The 17,879-nt window shown below is 37.5% G+C and carries 9 protein-coding genes; 6 read left to right on the top strand and 3 right to left on the bottom strand.

Annotated elements, in window-relative coordinates:
• Positions 1-162: 162 nt before the first annotated feature.
• Complete coding sequence (locus ACP6PM_RS17595) at positions 163-567, top strand: four helix bundle protein (protein WP_426586841.1); 405 nt, start codon at positions 163-165, stop codon at positions 565-567.
• Between the two features lie 65 nt (positions 568-632).
• Here ACP6PM_RS17595 and ACP6PM_RS17590 read toward each other — a convergent pair whose 3' ends face one another.
• Together ACP6PM_RS17590 and ACP6PM_RS17585 are read right to left on the bottom strand one after the other, a co-directional pair.
• Positions 633-1,571: an AAA family ATPase gene (locus ACP6PM_RS17590; RefSeq protein ID WP_426586839.1), complete on the bottom strand. Its 939-nt coding sequence runs from the start codon at positions 1,569-1,571 to the stop codon at positions 633-635.
• Complete coding sequence (locus tag ACP6PM_RS17585; RefSeq protein ID WP_426586837.1) at positions 1,553-2,740, bottom strand: hypothetical protein; 1,188 nt, start codon at positions 2,738-2,740, stop codon at positions 1,553-1,555. The genes ACP6PM_RS17590 and ACP6PM_RS17585 overlap by 19 nt, the downstream gene beginning before the upstream one ends.
• Before the next feature lie 243 nt (positions 2,741-2,983).
• On the opposite strand from ACP6PM_RS17585, the gene ACP6PM_RS17580 reads away from it, so the two are divergent.
• The 3 genes from ACP6PM_RS17580 (at position 2,984) to ACP6PM_RS17570 (ending at position 8,655) form a co-directional block, all read left to right on the top strand.
• Positions 2,984-4,762 (top strand): CHAT domain-containing protein, encoded by a 1,779-nt coding sequence (locus ACP6PM_RS17580; protein ID WP_426586835.1) that lies wholly within the window; start codon positions 2,984-2,986, stop codon positions 4,760-4,762.
• A 315-nt stretch (positions 4,763-5,077) separates the two neighbouring features.
• The gene (locus ACP6PM_RS17575; RefSeq protein ID WP_426586833.1) at positions 5,078-5,806 is read left to right on the top strand and encodes a 2-phosphosulfolactate phosphatase family protein; all 729 of its coding nucleotides are present in this window, start codon (positions 5,078-5,080) and stop codon (positions 5,804-5,806) included.
• A 656-nt stretch (positions 5,807-6,462) separates the two neighbouring features.
• Positions 6,463-8,655, top strand: a complete 2,193-nt coding sequence (locus tag ACP6PM_RS17570; protein WP_426586831.1) for a GTPase family protein — start codon at positions 6,463-6,465, stop codon at positions 8,653-8,655.
• A 178-nt stretch (positions 8,656-8,833) separates the two neighbouring features.
• Here ACP6PM_RS17570 and ACP6PM_RS17565 read toward each other — a convergent pair whose 3' ends face one another.
• Positions 8,834-8,989, bottom strand: coding sequence for a hypothetical protein (locus ACP6PM_RS17565; protein ID WP_426586829.1), 156 nt, complete (start codon positions 8,987-8,989; stop codon positions 8,834-8,836).
• A 657-nt stretch (positions 8,990-9,646) separates the two neighbouring features.
• On the opposite strand from ACP6PM_RS17565, the gene ACP6PM_RS17560 reads away from it, so the two are divergent.
• A complete protein-coding gene (locus tag ACP6PM_RS17560; RefSeq protein ID WP_426586827.1) occupies positions 9,647-15,133 on the top strand; it encodes a trifunctional serine/threonine-protein kinase/ATP-binding protein/sensor histidine kinase in 5,487 nt (1,828 codons plus the stop codon).
• Positions 15,134-16,069: 936 nt separating this feature from the next.
• Positions 16,070-17,491: an NADP-dependent isocitrate dehydrogenase gene (locus tag ACP6PM_RS17555; RefSeq protein WP_426586825.1), complete on the top strand. Its 1,422-nt coding sequence runs from the start codon at positions 16,070-16,072 to the stop codon at positions 17,489-17,491.
• Positions 17,492-17,879 lie beyond the last annotated feature (388 nt).

The raw sequence follows: 17,879 nt of genomic DNA, 5'->3' as shown, positions 1-17,879 counted from the left end.
GTGGGAAGAGTCGGGAGAGGGGGGAGAGTGGGAAGAGTCGGGAGAGGGGGGAGAGTGGGAAGAGTCGGGAGAGGGGGGAGAGGGGGGAGAGGAAGGTTGTTTTTAGAGTTAGTATAATAGGAATAATAGGAAAAGACAAGATAGACAAGAAGGTAAGGTAAGGTGGACAAAAAAGAAGAACAAGGAAGAATTAGAATTCATGAAGATTTAGTTATCTATCAAAAAGCATTTAATGCAGCAATGAGAATTTTTGAGTTATCAAAACGGTTCCCTGTTGAAGAAAGATATTCTTTGACTGACCAAATTCGTCGCTCTTCCCGTTCTGTTTGTGCTAATTTTGCAGAAGCGTGGAGAAAAAGAAGATATCAAGCAGCTTTTATTGCTAAATTAAGTGACTCTGAAGCAGAAGCGACAGAAACCCAAGTTTGGCTTAATTTTGCAGTGAAATGTCAATATCTTTCCACAGAAGAAGGACGAGAACTATATAGTACATATAATCAAATTTTAAGTGGATTAGTAAAAATGATTAATTATCCAGAAAATTGGTTAATAAGTAACAATAGATAAATAATTCAGCTTAATTTGAACATTTTAATCTTAACGTTTATAATCCTTTCAATTCCCTTAATTATTTATCCTAAAAAATCTTCGCGATCGCTACGACTTTTTAATAATGTACTGGCAAAGGGTAATTCTGTTTCTAATTTTTCTATTATTTCTTCTGGGGGATACTCATTGAATATAGCAAACCAATCTATTAATTCACTGGTACTTACCTTTTTCCCAGTTTCTCCTCGTTCATCTTCCATCATTTCTCGCAATTCTAAAAATCTATCAATTGCTTTTTCTACAATTTCACTAGGAGGATTTTTAAATCTAGCATTAATAATTTTGATGAGTTGTTCTTGGCTAGGAAATTCAATGTAATGATACAAACATCTGCGGAGAAAAGCACTAGGTAAAGTTTTTTCTTGGTTGCTCGTAATAATTACAATTGGTGGAGCATCTGGATTAGCTTTTAACCAACGCCGGGGACGTAAATCTTTAATTTCAAATCGTTGTTCTTCTAGTGCTAATAATAAATCATTGGGAAAATCTGTATCTGCTTTATCTATTTCATCAATTAAGACTACAGTCCGATATTTTTTTTCTTTAAAGGCATAACCTAAAGGTCCTAACTCTAGATATTTAATCAGATTAGTAGGGTCAGTTTCCTGATTTTTTATCCCCAATTTTGCTAACTGTGCTGCTTGTAAACGTCCGATATAATCATAAGAATAAAAACCATCCTGTGCTTTACTAATTGACTGAACATTCCACAGTCGAAATTTCCAATTTATCTCAGGATATCTTTGACTAAATTCATAAACAATGGAGTATGCAAGACGACTTTTACCACAACCAGGTTCTCCTTCTAATAATAAAGGACGATTTAATCTAATTGATAAATTAACTGCTTCTTTTAAAAAGTCATCAGGATAGTAGGGATATAAATTTTGTTGTACTAAATTATTCCACTCACCCGTCGGCGGTTGGATATTTCCTTCATATTTTAGGGGTAAGTTTGCCATCTTGTTTCCCGACTGAATTGACATTGAAAAAGTTTGTACATATATTCTAGGACTAGGCGAGATTTGCCATTTTTACTATATTTCAATAAATCTCCAATCGCATCATTTATTGATGGTAAAGGAGCCTGTAAAATTATCTCAATTTGATTTATAGCTTCTCGAATATCAGTTTCAGATATAGATTCGGCAATGGGCATTTTAATAACTTGTGGAAATATTTCTGTATTGTCTCGCCAATCATTTTGACCGCCACAGTCTTCTAAAAACATAATCAAAAAGTTTTTACCTGCTGGGATTTGTTTAACTAAAGGAAACCAAAATTGTTCTAATAATTCTTCTAAGCGCTTTTTGTCTAAAGTCTCTACATTTTTGAATACCAAAATAATATGCTTTTTTTGGATAAAATCTGCACTTGTTAGCTGTAACTCTGCTCCTAGTTTCATCCAAATAGTTGGAATAGAAAATTCTGTTAGATCGGAAGCTAGGTCAAAACTTAACTTTTTAACTTCTGCTGCTCCATATTTAATAATTTCTATTTCAATTCTACGCATTAACCAAGCTCGACAATAGTGGCAATTTCCTTGGATGAAAAATCCGCCTACTCGCCGTTTATGTTTGGCTAAATTTTGGAAAATATTGATTTGAGGTCGATGATTTACACTTAGTAAGATCCGATATAACAGAGTAGAACGATTATGGAAATCTGAGGAATTTTTTTTAGTGCCTAATTCTTGAATAATTTCTGTTTCAAAACCTAAAGTTTTCCAATAAGCAACAAAAGCCGATTTATCAATTGGAATTCCTTTTTGGAAATTACTCCAAGTCCGATAAGAAACATTTTTAGCCAAAATAATATCTGATTCAATTAACTCTTCTAATTGAAAGCTGCTGATTATTTGATTAGCTGATTTTTTGATTTTTTGCTTAAATTGGCGATATTCAGATTTCTGAGTTTTAGGAATATAAACCGCTTCTTCATCAATTAATTCTTCTAGTTTTTCCAGAGTAATTTCATAACCCGTAATAATTGTGTCAAATATTAAATTTTTACTCGCCTCTACAAGTGCTTGACTATTTTCTCCCCTTTTCCAATTAAGTTCTTTAATTCGTTGTTTTATTTGTTGGCATTCCGACTCAGAAGCCTTCAACGTATTCTGCCGTCTTGTCATTTCAGTTATCAGCTTTTTCAGTGAACAGTTATCAGTTATCAGTTATTAGTTATCAGTTAGCCTCCTGGGTCGGAACTTTCCTAGGTCTTTACTTCATAATGTTTATTTTGTCAAGCCCCGATCCGATCGGAAAACTGATCGGATTGTGACAGTGGCTGTGAAAGGCTCTACAAAGGCAATGTGGTTCAAAACTTATTGCAGAGCAGCCACTACAAGTACAAATATTTTACTGAATCAAGACCAATGACACAAGCAGATTTATTGAGACTGTATCAAGGTCAGTTCAAATTAATTAAAATTCTAAATTATTGCAGTTGGCAAAAGTTGTTTTTACCCTTAGTTTTACTGAATTGTATTTTAGCATCAATCTGGAGTTTACCAACAGCAAATATATCATTTATAACTCAAATCAATGAATCTTTATCCCAATTTTTACCTGTAGCTAAGTCTTTAGATACAAACCTAGAAATCAGCGTTTCATCATCTAGCGAATATCGGGAAAAAAGTAAGGAAGAGGAAGAGGTTTTGCAAATAAAAAATTATCAAAATAATATTGTTAATCAGCTACCTTTAGAAATAAATTTTCAATCATCTATAAAGCAGGAAATAACTTTTTTTAATACTTTTATTCCTAGACAAAAATTTCTATATCCGTTCTGGAATCAGAATATTTATCGTTTTACTCAACAAACAAATTTAACTACAGATATGCCATCATTTATAACTTATACAGATTTCTTAAAAGCCAATAATTTATCAAACTCTAATACTGCTAATTTTATTCCAAATCTTTCCTCAGATACTACTTCGGAAGCAGTGGTAACAATGTTAGAAAAAAATCGTATCCAAGAATATTCAGATTATTTGGGGGAAGACTTTAAAGAACAATTAGTCAATCCAGAAAATATTCAAAACATTTTAGTAGATATCCAGCGTCAGACAGGAAAAAAATCAGCAGTTATCTATATTAATGTTTACCAAGACCAATTACAAATTATCTTATTGACCCAAAAAGGTAAACCTATTCTCAAAACTGTTCCTGGAGTAAACAGGGAACAACTACGAAATACTGCTATAATATTTAGTGGAGAAATTACTGACTTTAGGAATAGTAATACCACCAGTTATTTACCATTAGCCCAAAAATTATACAACTGGTTAATTGCTCCAATTGCTACAGAACTAGAAAAAGCTAATATTGACACATTATTATTTAGTATTGATAGTGGTTTTCGTTTCTTACCTTTGGCAGCATTACATGATGGAGAAAAATTTTTAATTGAGAAATATAATTTCAGTTTAATTCCCAGTTTCAGCTTAATTAATCACAACTATAATTCCCTAGAAAATACTCAAGTTTTAGCAATGGGAGCTAGTAAATTTTCTGACCAACCACCCTTACCAGCAGTATCAGTAGAATTAACAACAATTACAGAAAAATTATGGGAAGGAAATAGTTTCCTTAATCAAGAATTTACCCGCCAAAATCTGATTTATCAACATCAAAATTATCCATATTCTATTATTCACTTAGCTACCCATGCCGAATTTATAAGTGGAGATGTAAGTAAATCTTATATTCAACTATGGGATGATAAATTACAATTGAATCAAATAGGAGAATTAGGATGGAATAATCCTGAAATTGAACTGTTAGTATTATCTGCTTGTCGTACAGCGGTGGGAGATAAAAATTATGAGTTAGGTTTTGCCGGATTAGCAATAGCAACAGGAGTCAAATCTGCTGTGGGTAGTTTATGGTTCGTGAATGATGAGGCAACATTAGGATTAATGACAGAATTTTACTCTCATTTAGGTAATGTTAATATTAAAGCAGAGGCATTACGAGAAGCACAAGTAGCAATGTTGAAGGGTAAAGTTGTAATAGAAAAAGGTATTTTAAGGGGTTCAGTAAGTGATGGGGAAATGTCTTTACCTCCCGAATTGGCAAATATTCAAAATCAGAAGTTTTCCCATCCTTATTATTGGGCAGGGTTTACTATGGTTGGTAGTCCTTGGTGATTGAATGGTAAGTTGGAGATGTCTAATTGCTGTTCTTCTTGATGTCACTTTAGCCATGCGCCACCCCTCTATCAACCTAAAGACTTATAGATTTAAGTCCAGATGTGAATGAATAGCTTCTACTCCAGGATTTGAGGGACTTTCGTTAAGAATTAAATTACTTGTAGCATTCAGAGTCAAACCAATACCATGAGCTTTTATACTTCCAAGGAGGACTTTAAATTCTCCAGATTTAAACCTGAATAGAGAAATAAAATAAATTTCAACATAAAGCAATACAATAATTTAGTCGGCACTATTACTTATAGGTAAATCGTGAAAATATTCGTATACCATACTCCTGAAGAAACCCCCACGGAAAATATGCCAGACTGCGCGATCGCAGTTGATGTCCTCAGAGCGACAACAACAATGGCCACTGCTATCCATACAGGTGCAGAAGCAGTACAAGTATTTAGCGACGTTGAAGAATTAATGGCAGTCAGCGAAAAATGGCCTGCGGATAAACGCATTCGTGTCGGGGAACGAGGTGGTAAAAAAGTGGAGGGTTGTGACGAAGGTAACTCACCCTTAAATTTCAGATCGGAAGTAGTCAAAGGCAAACGCTTATTTATGACTACTACTAATGGTACTCGTTGTCTTAAACGTATTCAAAATTCTAAGGTTGTTCTCGCTGCAGCTCTTGTTAACCGTCGCTCAGTAGTTGAATATCTCAAGGAAAATCAACCAGAAACAATTTGGGTCTTAGGTTCCGGATGGGAAGGTAGTTATTCCCTAGAAGATACCGTTTGTGCAGGGGCGATCGCTCACAGTCTACTTACAGAAACGAATTCTCCCCTAGATGAAACTATAGGTAATGATGAAGTATTCGGAGCTATGTCTCTCTATCTTCAGTGGCAGGAAAAATTGTATGAATTAATGAATCATGCTAGTCATGGCAAACGTCTCCAGCGTCTAGAATGTTATGAAGACCTGAAATATTGTTCTGAAACTGACATCTTAGACGTTTTACCTATGCAGAAAGAACCTGGAATTTTGTCTTAGTTCTAAAAAAGTTAGTGTTTTACCTAACACGATATTATATCATGTCCGGATAATGAGTGATAAAAAAGTTTTTGTTTGTAGTAGGGCTTTAGCCCATTATATCTTAGGACTAAAGCCCTACTACAAGCTTAATAATAACTATTCAACCGGACATGATATTAGACATCTCCAGAAATTAATATTCCTTTTCTATCTTGTAAGGATGTTCCAATGAGAAAATCTCTCCTTCAAGCAGGAATATAGACCTCTCCCCCAACTCCTCTCCTACTCCGAGAGGGGAGAGAGATTTTTAGTTGGTCGATCCGCAAAAGTATTTAATTTGATTAATATTCTCCCCCTTCCGGGGGTCGGGGGGTTAGGTCTTTTTTATTGATCCGCTATAGACCTCTCCCCCAACTCCTCTCCTACTGCGAGAGGGGAGAGAGATTTTTAGTTGGTCGATCCGCAAAAGTATTTAATTTGATTAATATTCTCCCCCTTCCCTAGTAGGGAAGGGGGTTGGGGGGTTAGGTCTTTTTTACTGTACTCCTTTTTGATTTATCTGCAACTAACCGGAAGTTAGGGAAGATAATTTGTAGCTAACTTCAGAGACAAGGATATTGAAAGTATTCAAGTTCCTATCCTGCTCAAATTTTCATATAGGAGTTAGTTGTGTTATGGGAAATAGAACTGAAACTATTAGGAATATTATTGATAAGCGTCGTCCCCTGGTTCAGAAAATTGAACGCGCAGAAACAAATCTTAGGGAACTGACCCCTGCATTACACGCTCTTGAATCTCAACGTAATCAATTAATTACACAAATAGAAGATCGTAAAATTCGAGGTAGACTTGCGGAAATTGATTTTCTGGCGTTGTACTTGAAAATAGCTACAGAATTAGAAGCATTGGCAAAATTGAAGGTGCGTTTTTCCCGCGATACTCTGAATATTGGGGTGGTTGGTCGTGCTCGACAAGGAAAAAGTCGTCTTTTACAAAGCTTGACTGGGTTGACAACTACGGAAATTCCCGATGGCGATCGCCAACATTGTACGGGTGTGCGTAGCACTATTCGTCATAACCCCAACGTTGCAACTTACGGCGAGGTTTCTTTTTATTCCGAACGCTCGTTTTTAGATGAAATTATTGCCCCCTATTATGAAAAGCTACATTTGGGAGCGAAACCTAATAGTTTGGTGGAATTTGCTTCTAAACCTTTACCACCATTGCCAGAAAATTTCCCTGGGTATGCGGAACCGGGTGCAATGTATGAACATTTGACTCGATATCACAATAATATTGATAAATATGTGGGGTTATTAAATTCTCCACCCAAGCGTATTTCTAGTAATGAAATTCGGGAATATGTTGCTCAAGATACTGCTGATGGTCAGCGTATATTTTTTAATTATTTGGCAGTTAAAGAAGTGAAAATTACTTGCCCTTTTCCTAATACTGAAGTCGGGCAAATTGCATTAGTTGATATGCCGGGATTAGGTGATACTGGTGTTGGGGATGAAGCAAGATTAATTCAGACATTAAGTCAAGATATTGATGCTGTTTTATTTGTGAGAATGCCTAGTGGCAGAGGTGATTATTGGGCAGATGTTGATGTGCGACTTTATGACACAGCTAGGGCAGCAATTGTCGATTTGCCTTTGGATTTGTGGTCGTTTATGATTCTCAATCAAACTAATGCTAATTCTGCCAATGGTGATAATTTGAATAATTGTCAGGATTTGGCTGGCGACTTGAGCAAAAAACATCTGAATTTAGTGGATTGTATTATTGCTAATTGTGCCGATGTGGAAGCAGCTCATGAGAAAATATTAGATACTGTTTTAAATTATTTAGCTAGTAAAATTCAGAGTTTAGACCGAAAATATGCTGCTTCTTGTCAAGAGCGGATTATTGAATTACAAAAAACTGTACAGATAGAAATAGAAAAGGCGCGTCAGGCTTTAGCTACTCCTAATGCTAATCAAAATGAAATGGGAGTATTTCTACCTCTATATAATCAGTTGATGAGTAACTTATCAGTTGGTTTGATGGAATTGCTGGAGAATTTTAAACAACAACGTTATTTAGTAGACAAAGATTTTTTTAAACCTCAAGTAGAGGCAGCAATTCAAGCTTGTAAAGAAGAGCCAGGAATTCCTAATCTACAAGAAATTAAAGTTAGACATCGAGAAAAGGGTTCTTGGGAAATTGTTTATGCGGAATATTTGCATAAAATTAGGACTCATTTAACTCGACATTTTAATTCTCTAGATAATGGCTTAAAACAATTGATTGATGATGCCAAATATCAGGTCAGCCAAGTATTAACAGCACCAGGAAATTTAGCAGGTTTAAGTACGACTAAAAGTCCTGAGTATCTGAAAATTATTGCTGAGAAAAAAGTATCTGAAGAACAAATTAATTTACGCCGTGCTTTCCAAAATTTATGGAACTTTGAAATGTCTTATGAAGTAAACTTTCATTATCGAATTAGGCAACATTTAGATGACTTAACTCCTGATGATACTTCCCTCCGACTATCTGCAAAACCTACTGCCGAAGAAGTGCTAGAAAATTTAGAACAATTGCATCAAGAAACTGTTTATAAATGTCAAGAAGCTTTAGCAGATTTATCATCAGAACCGAAATTAGCTGTGTTTGCTGCCGTAGAAGAATTTATCGATCAAGTATTACGAGGAGAAGAAGTAAAAAATGAATGGCCTGTATTTTTATATGAGGTGCGATCGCAAGTTTGGCCTACATATTTTAAACCAATGGGAGAAGGTTCAGATTCACTGAAAGAATGGCAAAAATTAGTAGAAATAGTTGCTAAGACTAATCAATTAGAGCTACTTCAATTTATTAATTAATAGTGGTGTTGCTGAATAAATGTATGATTTCACAGGAGTCAGGAGTCAGGAGTCAGGAGTCAGTAGGTAGAAAGGAGTTTTTTCTGACTAAATAGGAAGAAATAGGTATAATTTTCACTATTGTTTTCGCTTAAAATTTACCCAAAGTAGAATTTCATACCTCAAATCAGCAACGCCATTAATTAATAGTCAGGGAATCCGACTTTTGCCCAGGCAAATGCTTGTGCCTCAATTGTGGCCTGAAGCAGACGAGAATGGCAGATAATTTACCCGCCCACAAAGTTAAGGGAATCTCGGAAGCAATAGTTTTGACTACCTTTGCTAGTTTTTCCATAATGCTTGAACTTTGTGATGGCCACAAAGAAGACATTTCATAAGTATAGAAAGTATTTAGATTGACATCCTCCCGACGTTGCGCTTATGCGACAACGCGGGATTCCCGCTCCATCACTGATAGGGGCTTTCTGCTGCCTCTTGCAGAGGAGCTGCGCTAACATCGCACCTGCCTCTGAGGCCGAACCTCTTTCCGGTCTTACGGTCGCTCCACAGACAAGCCAGCGCGGTCTTGGGGGTCTCCCCCATGAGCGACTGGCGCTGACACTGCTAGTCCAGCAGCCATATATTTCGACTATAGCACACTGCTGTAAATACCGCAACATTGATTGGTTTTCATCCCGACGCTCCCCTGACCGGAGAGCGCGGGTCTTCAACCAACCTTGAGATAAGTTTTTATTATACCATTCCCACACTTCCTTGACTCACTACCAAAAATTAATTTTTTGATTATTATTACAATGTATTGATTTTGCGGAGATGCCTAATATAGCAGTCGAAGCAAAGGTTAGGGCATTGATAAATCCTGAAACTCACTCAGAGATTACTTTTAACTTTTGACTTGCGCGTAGCGCCATAGTTGGACTTTCGGAAAAAAATGAAGTAAACTAGGCTGAGGAGGAAAAAAATTAGACTCAGGGACGAACAAATCGAGCCAATGATTGAGACAAAAACAATTAAAGTTGCCAATTATCAAGTGCTTGAACTCATCCACGAAAGCCTTCAGACCCTCGTCTATCGTGGTCGAAATATGGAGAGTGGGCAACCAGTTATTGTCAAATTGATGCGGAATGAATATCCCTCCTTTAAGGAGTTAGTGCAATTTCACAATCACTACACGATCGCCAAAAATCTCGACATCCCCGGTATTGTCAAACCATACGCCCTAGAGCCTTACAAGAATGGTTATGCTCTAATAATGGAAGATATAGGAAACATTTCCCTAGCAGAATATCAGCGCCAATTCTCTATGTCCATCGAACAAGTTTTGGAAATTTCTCTTCAACTAGCAGATATCCTGCACTATCTCCATCAAAATTGCATCATTCATAAAGATATCAAACCCGCCAATATTTTAATTCATCCGGAAACAAAACAAGTAAAATTAATAGATTTTAGTATCTCATCATTACTTCCGAAAGAAACCCAAAGTTTGCAAACTCCTAATGTCTTAGAAGGATCCCTTGCGTATATTTCTCCCGAACAAACTGGAAGGATGAATCGAGGGATAGACTATCGCAGCGATTTTTATTCCCTAGGAGTGACCTTTTACGAACTCCTGACGGGAAAACTCCCCTTTGAAAGCGAAGACCCCCTGGAACTCGTCCACGCACACATAGCGAAAACGCCTCCTCTAATTCCTGAGTACCAAATCCCGACTCCCTTAGCCAATATAGTTTTAAAATTGATGGCGAAAAATGCTGAAGAGCGATATCAAAGTGCTTTAGGGCTAAAATTTGACCTGAAAAAATGTTACGTTCAATATCAAGAAACTGGAAAAATAAAACCTTTTGCCTTGGGAGAACAGGATAGGAGCGATCGGTTTTTAATCCCGGAAAAACTCTACGGACGGGAAAAAGAAGTACAAACGCTCCTTGATGCCTTTGAAAGAGTAGCAGAAGGACAAACCGAACTGATGTTAGTAGCAGGATATTCCGGTATCGGGAAAACAGCAGTTGTTAATGAAGTTCATAAACCTATCACTCAACAAAAAGGATACTTTATAAAAGGAAAATTCGACCAATTCAATCGAAATATTCCTTTCAATGCCTTCGTGCAAGTCTTCCGGAGTTTGATGGAGCAATTACTCGGAGAATCCGATGCCGAACTGCAAAAATGGAAAACCAAAATCCTGAAAGTGGTAGGGACTAATGGACAAGTTATCATTGATGTGATCCCGGAACTAGAAAAGGTTATTGGTAAACAGCCCCCCGCCCCAGAATTATCCGGGAATGCAGCCCAAAACCGATTTAATCTCCTGTTTCAAAAGTTTATTGCAGTTTTCACCACAAAAGAACATCCCTTAGTGATGTTTTTAGACGATTTGCAATGGGCAGATTCGGCATCATTAAATCTGATGAACGTATTAATGAGAGATAATGAGACGGGCTATTTACTTTTGCTGGGGACATATAGAGATAACGAAGTCTTTCCTGCTCATCCTCTGATGTTAACTTTAGCAGAGTTAGAGAAGCGGTGCGACCCTGCGTCGGCGTTAGCGTTAGCGCAGCTCCTCCGCAGGAGGCAGCTCCTCTGCAAGAGGCAAGACGCAAGCGGTCAGACCCCGCGTCGGCGTAAGACGCAAGCGGTGCGACCCCGCGTCGGCGACAGGCGCAAGGGAATGCGCACCAAGAGAGGGAATGATGACCAAGAGAGGGAACGCGCACCAAGAGAACAAGAAGCAGTTATTTCAACCATTACTCTGGCTCCCTTGGCTCAAGATCATGTCAATCGGTTAGTGGCGGAAACGCTCAGTTGTACGATGGAACTAGCTGCTCCTTTTACAGAGTTAATCTATAGGAAAACCAAAGGTAACCCGTTCTTTACCACCCAGTTCTTAAAAGGATTATATGAAGATCAATTAATTGTATTTAATCGCCAGTGGGGATATTGGGAATGCGATTTGGTGAAGGTACAAGATGCAGCACTTACGGATGATGTGGTGGAATTTATGGCGGGACGCTTGCAAAAGCTACCGGAGGCGACGCAAGAGATATTGAAGTTGGCGGCTTGCATTGGTAACCAATTTTATTTGGAGACGTTGGCGATCGTTCGGGAAAGTGCTTTAGAGGAAGTGGCTGCCGAACTTTGGCCTGCTCTGCAGGAAAGGATGGTGCTACCGCTCGGAGAAGCCTACAAGTTTTTCCAAGGAAGGGAAAAAGACGAAGAAAAAGTGGATAGCATTGCCGTCGGTTATCGCTTCTTACACGATCGCGTCCAACAAGCAGCCTATTCTTTGATTCCTGAAGAGCAAAAAGAAATCACTCATTATCGTATCGGACAACTCCTACTTGAAACCATTCCCTTAGAAAATAGAGAAGAGCGAATTTTCGATTTAATTGGTCAATTAAACTATGGCAAGACATTAATCACCGAGCAAAACAAGCGAGATGAACTGGCTCAACTGAATCTTATTGCTTGTCGCAAAGCTCTATCGTCCACAGCCTATCAAGCTGGTCGAGAATATGCGAATATCGGACTCTATTTGCTTGGAGAAAACCCTTGGCAGTCTCAATATAAAATCAGTTTAATCTTCCATAACTTAGCTGCGGAATTTGCTTCTCTATGTGGCGATTTTACGGCAATGGAACGGTATATTGAAACAGTGATTCTGGAGGCAAAATCTTTAATAGAACAGGCAACGGTTTATCGTATTAAAATTGAAGCATATGTTACCCAAAATAAACTCATTGAAGCCATTAGGATCGGACAAAATTTCTTGGAGCAGATGGGGATAATGTTTCCTGAATCTCCCACACTAGAAGACACGAAAAACGAGATTGCTGAAATTGAGCTAATAATTGGAGATCAATATCTTGAAAACTTGCTTGATCTACCAATAATGACAAACCGCGAACAAATCGTTATTCTTGAAATTGCGACGAGTATTATGCCTGCAACTTATATTGCAGCTCCTCCATTACATCTATCTCTTGTTACCTTGTCCGTTAGACTATCCCTACAATTTGGTAATACCCCTGAAGCTAGTTATGGCTATGTTAGTTATGGGGTTATTCTAAGTAGCTTTCAACAAATAGAAAAAGGAGTAAAATTTGGGCAATTAGCCCTTAAAATAGTATCGAAATTCAATGCAAAAATGTTCAAAACACGGATATTGTTCGTCTTTACGCTTTTTCTTTTGCATCGTCAGTCTCATCTCAAAAAAACGCTACCTTTGATACAAGAAGCTTATACAACGGCTTTAGAAGTTGGTAACTTAGAATTTGTCGGTTATGCAGCTCAAGCCTTTTGTCTGTATTCTTTTTTGAGCGGTCAGCCCCTAGAAAGTTTAGAGCCACAAGTTCGCTCGTATTGTAATTCGTTAGTCCAATTCAATCAATTAACAACAGGAAATTGGTGTCGAATTTATTGGCAATCTATTTTAAATTTACTAGAGAATCCAGAAACGCCCTTGATTTTATCTGGAAAAGCTTTCCAAGAACAAGAATTAATTCCAGATCTAACGGCAGCTAATGACTTATGGGGGCTATATTTTTTCCACCTGTATAAGCTAATGCTAGCTTATTTGCTTGGGGAAGTGGAATCCGCTCGATATCATGCGGTGGAAGGCAGAAAATATTTAGTGGCTACTCTAGGAGCGGCTACTGAACCTGTATTTTATTTTTATGATTCTTTGAGCCTGATAGCAATGTTCCGCTTTCTCCCATCGAAGACATCAGATACAATAGAAAAGGTCACAGAAAACCAAATTAAGTTACAACAGCAGTGGGCAAATCATGCTCCGATGAATTATCAACATAAAGTAGATTTGGTAGAAGCGGAAAAATGTCAAGTATTAGGACAGAAATTGGAAGCGATGGAACTATACGATCGCGCCATTTTTGGAGCAAAAGAAAATGAATATATCCAAGAAGAAGCTTTAGCCAACGAACTCGCTGCTAAATTCTACCTTGAATGGGGCAAAGAAACCATTGCCGAGGCATATTTGCAAAAAGCCTATTATTGTTATACTAAGTGGGGAGCCAAAGCTAAAACCGACGATCTAGAGAAACGCTATCCTCAACTGCTATCCCCCATTCTCCAAAGAGAACAATTGGGTTTGACTGCCAACAGCATGATAGCTACTCTTACTAAAGGAACGGTTTCCAGCACTAGCACCAATACCTCCACCGGAAAACTGTTAGATTTAGCCGCCCTCATGAAAGCATCCCGCAGCCTTTCCGAAGAAATCGACCTTGAGCGCACCATCGCTAACTTAATGCAAGTAATTCAAGAAAATGCTGGAGCCGAAACCGTTGCCCTCATGCTCTTTGAAGAAGATATTCTTATGTTGGCAGCCCATGCGACTGGAGAGGAAATGTCTGTTATGAACATTCCTGTTGAGACCAGTCACAATGTGCCTTTAACCCTCATCAATCGAGTGAAAAACACTAACGAGCATCTCGTCCTAGAGAATGCCAAAGAAGTCAACGACTATGCTGGAGATGCCTACATCCAACAGCATCAACCCCAGTCTGTATTATGTCTGCCTTTAATTGACCGAGGTCAACTAATCGGCATTCTCTACTTGGAAAATAATCAAGCCAGGGGGGCATTTACCATCGATCGCATCGAAGTTTTGAATTTGCTCTGTTCCCAAGCCGCAATAGCGCTGCAAAACGCCCAACTATACGAAAAAGAACAACAAGCTTTAATAGATTTGCAACAAGCACAGTTGCAATTAGTACAAAGTGAAAAAATGGCAACTTTGGGGAATCTGGTCGCCAGGATTGCCCATGAAATCAACAATCCCATTGGGTTTATTGGCGGGAATGTCAGCGCTGCACAAGAATATGTGCAAAATTTATTAGCAGGACTTTCTCTCTATCAAAAACATTCCCAGCTTTCCGATGAAATCGTCGAAGAACTTGAAGACCTAGATCTAGAATTTATTGCTGAAGACTTCCCAAAACTGATTGCATCGATGCAAGCAGGATGCGATATAATTCGCAATATTAGTAAATCTCTGCGAACCTTTTCTCGCACGGATACCTATAATAAAACTGAGTTTAATGTGCATGATGGTATCGATAGTACCCTCTTAATCCTTAAATATCGCCTCAAAGCCAACAAAGAACGCCCCGCTATTGAAATTGTGAAAAACTATGGCGATATTCCAGAAATAAAATGCTATCCCGGACAACTCAATCAAGTGTTTATGAATTTATTGGCCAATGCGATCGATGCTTTAGATCAAAGTAATGCTGGAAAAACCTATAAAGAGATAGAAAAAGAACACAATCGCATTACCATGAAAACGGCATTAAGTGAAAAGAAAAAGAGTGTTATCGTGCAAATTTATGACAATGGGACGGGAATGCCAGAAGCAGTGAAAGCACGCATTTTCGATCAGGGATTTACAACAAAAGAAGTCGGAAAAGGAACGGGTTTGGGGATGGCGATCGCCCATCAAATCGTCACATAAAAACACGGTGGCAAGATTACCTATAATTCTATGGTTGGGCAAGGTACAATTTTTACAATTATTATTCCTAGATAAAATCTCGCCCTCCTGTAAACTGCAACAAGAACAATCAAGCAAGCATTCCGACTGCATTAATTATGCGGTTTTCATTAATATAGAATACAACTATCAGAGCTGTAACTTATCAAACTTCAAGCATACTTATCTTTTTTCTGTAGTCTAACTTTGTGAAAACCGCTATAAATAAGGTTAAAAAGTAAGTATTGTCTACTAGAAACAAAAATATCTACAAATTATTCCTAGAAATTTATAGAACTCCAAAAATTAAGCTGGAAATGTTTGCATGAAAAATATTTTAGGGCGACTCTCATATTTTCTTTTTCATTCATACAACCAAGACAATAAATATACCCAACATATGCTAAGAATAATTGTTCATTTTTTTTCATACTCAGAGCCTTTGTAAAACACTCATATGCTTTATCTACAAATTTTTTTTCGCTCAATATCATTAGTTCTTTCACTATTTTCTAAGTGTTTAATACCTGAATTTAACTCTGTGTCAATCTATCTGTCTATTTTGACATTGAAAGACTCTATGAAACCAGTTAATTATGCTATTTTTATAACTGAATTAAAACCTTGAGTCAATAATGAAATACTAAAATAAACCATAATAATCTAATTAAATAAACAGCTTTTTAGAGAGTGGCAGACATAATCTCATACTTTGCCAATATATTATATTAGTAAAAATTCTGCTATTTATGTTACTTTTTTCCTGGAAAAATCTACAAAAATAATTAAACTCTTTCTTCTCTCCTTCCTTCTTCCTTCTTTAAATTCTAAAAAAATCTTATGTATATTTAAAGATATGTCATTATAGATTGATAATCTGGACACAAAGGAAAGTATTGTAAGCTAGATTATCAAGGTATGTACGAAAAAATAACTCCCCCAACTACAGGGTCTAAGGTCAGTTTCAGCAACGGTCAACCTAATGTTCCAGACGACCCCATTATCCCATTTATTCGGGGTGATGGTACTGGGGTAGATTTATGGCCAGCATCTCAAAAAGTCTTTGACGCGGCGATCGCTACTGCCTACGGAGATCAACGTAAAATCAATTGGTTTAAGGTCTACGCTGGTGACGAAGCGTGTGACAAATATGGCACTTTCCAATATTTGCCGGAAGATACCCTCGCTGCTATTAAAGAATATGGTATTGCCATCAAAGGTCCCTTAACAACTCCGATAGGTGGAGGTATTCGTTCCCTAAATGTGGCATTACGTCAAATTAACGATCTATATGCTTGTGTTCGTCCTTGTAGATATTACGCGGGTACGCCTTCTCCTCACAAAACACCGGAAAAGTTAGATGTCATAATTTATCGGGAAAATACGGAAGACATTTATTTAGGAATAGAATGGCGGGAGGGAACTGATATTGCTAGTAAGTTGATTGACATTTTAAACAAGGATTTAATTCCTGCTACTCCCGAACATGGCAAAAAGCAAATTCGTCTCGACTCTGGTATTGGGATCAAACCTGTAAGTAAAACTGGTTCCCAACGTCTGGTAAAACGTGCTATCCAAAATGCTTTGCGTTTACCTAAGTCTAAACAAATGGTGACTTTGGTACATAAGGGTAATATTATGAAGTACACCGAAGGCGCATTTCGTGACTGGGGTTATGAATTAGCAACTACAGAATTTCGTCAAGAATGTGTTACTGAAAGAGAATCTTGGATACTTTCTAATAAGGAGGAAAATCCTAATATTAGTAGTGAGGAAAATGCTCGAAAAATTGACCCTGGTTATGATGCTTTAACTCCAGAAAAACAAGCTGAAATTTGCCAAGAGGTTGAGGATGTATTGGGAGCTATTTGGGATAGTCATGGGGAGAGAAAATGGAAAGAGAAAATTATGGTAAATGACCGAATTGCTGATAGTATTTTCCAACAAATTCAAACTCGACCAGGGGAGTATTCTATTCTGGCAACTATGAATTTGAATGGGGATTATTTATCTGATGCTGCTGCGGCTATTGTTGGTGGTTTAGGTATGGGTCCTGGTGCTAATATTGGTGATGAATGTGCTATTTTTGAAGCTACTCATGGTACGGCTCCAAAACACGCTGGTTTGGATAGGGTAAATCCTGGTTCTTTGATTCTTTCTGGTGTAATGATGTTGGAATATATGGGTTGGCAAGAAGCTGCAGATTTGATTAAAAAAGGTCTTGAGGTTGCTATTTCTAATGGTGAGGTGACATATGATTTAGCAAGGTTAATGGAACCACCTGTACCAGCTTTGAAATGTTCTGAATTTGCTGATGCAATTATCAAGCATTTTAAATAATGGATAATTGATAATTGATCGGCACCTACACAGAATTATTTACACAAACAATGCTTAATGGAGTAAAACTCTTACTCTCTAAAATGTGTAATTAATTTTGTTTACCTGCTTAATTGATAATTGATAATTAGAGATAGTTTTTATTATCCACTATTCATTATTTACAGCAGATTTCGGGCAAATGAGGTACAAGGTGAATGGTGAAAATATTGCAGTGCGGGCATCTTGCCCGCTTCTGGGTGTACCTCATAACGCGCGGAAACTGCTGTATTATTCATTATCCACTATTTTTCTATTGCTCTATACGCAATAGTTAAATCATTTTCTTAAGCACCTGCCGGATGTGGATGAATATTGGAATTTTCTGACTATTGCTCTATACGCAATA

Origin of the sequence: Dapis brunnea BLCC-M229 (genome assembly GCF_050015995.1) — a bacterium.
GTDB lineage: Bacteria > Cyanobacteriota > Cyanobacteriia > Cyanobacteriales > Microcoleaceae > Trichodesmium.
This window is presented reverse-complemented; position numbering and strand designations above follow the sequence as displayed.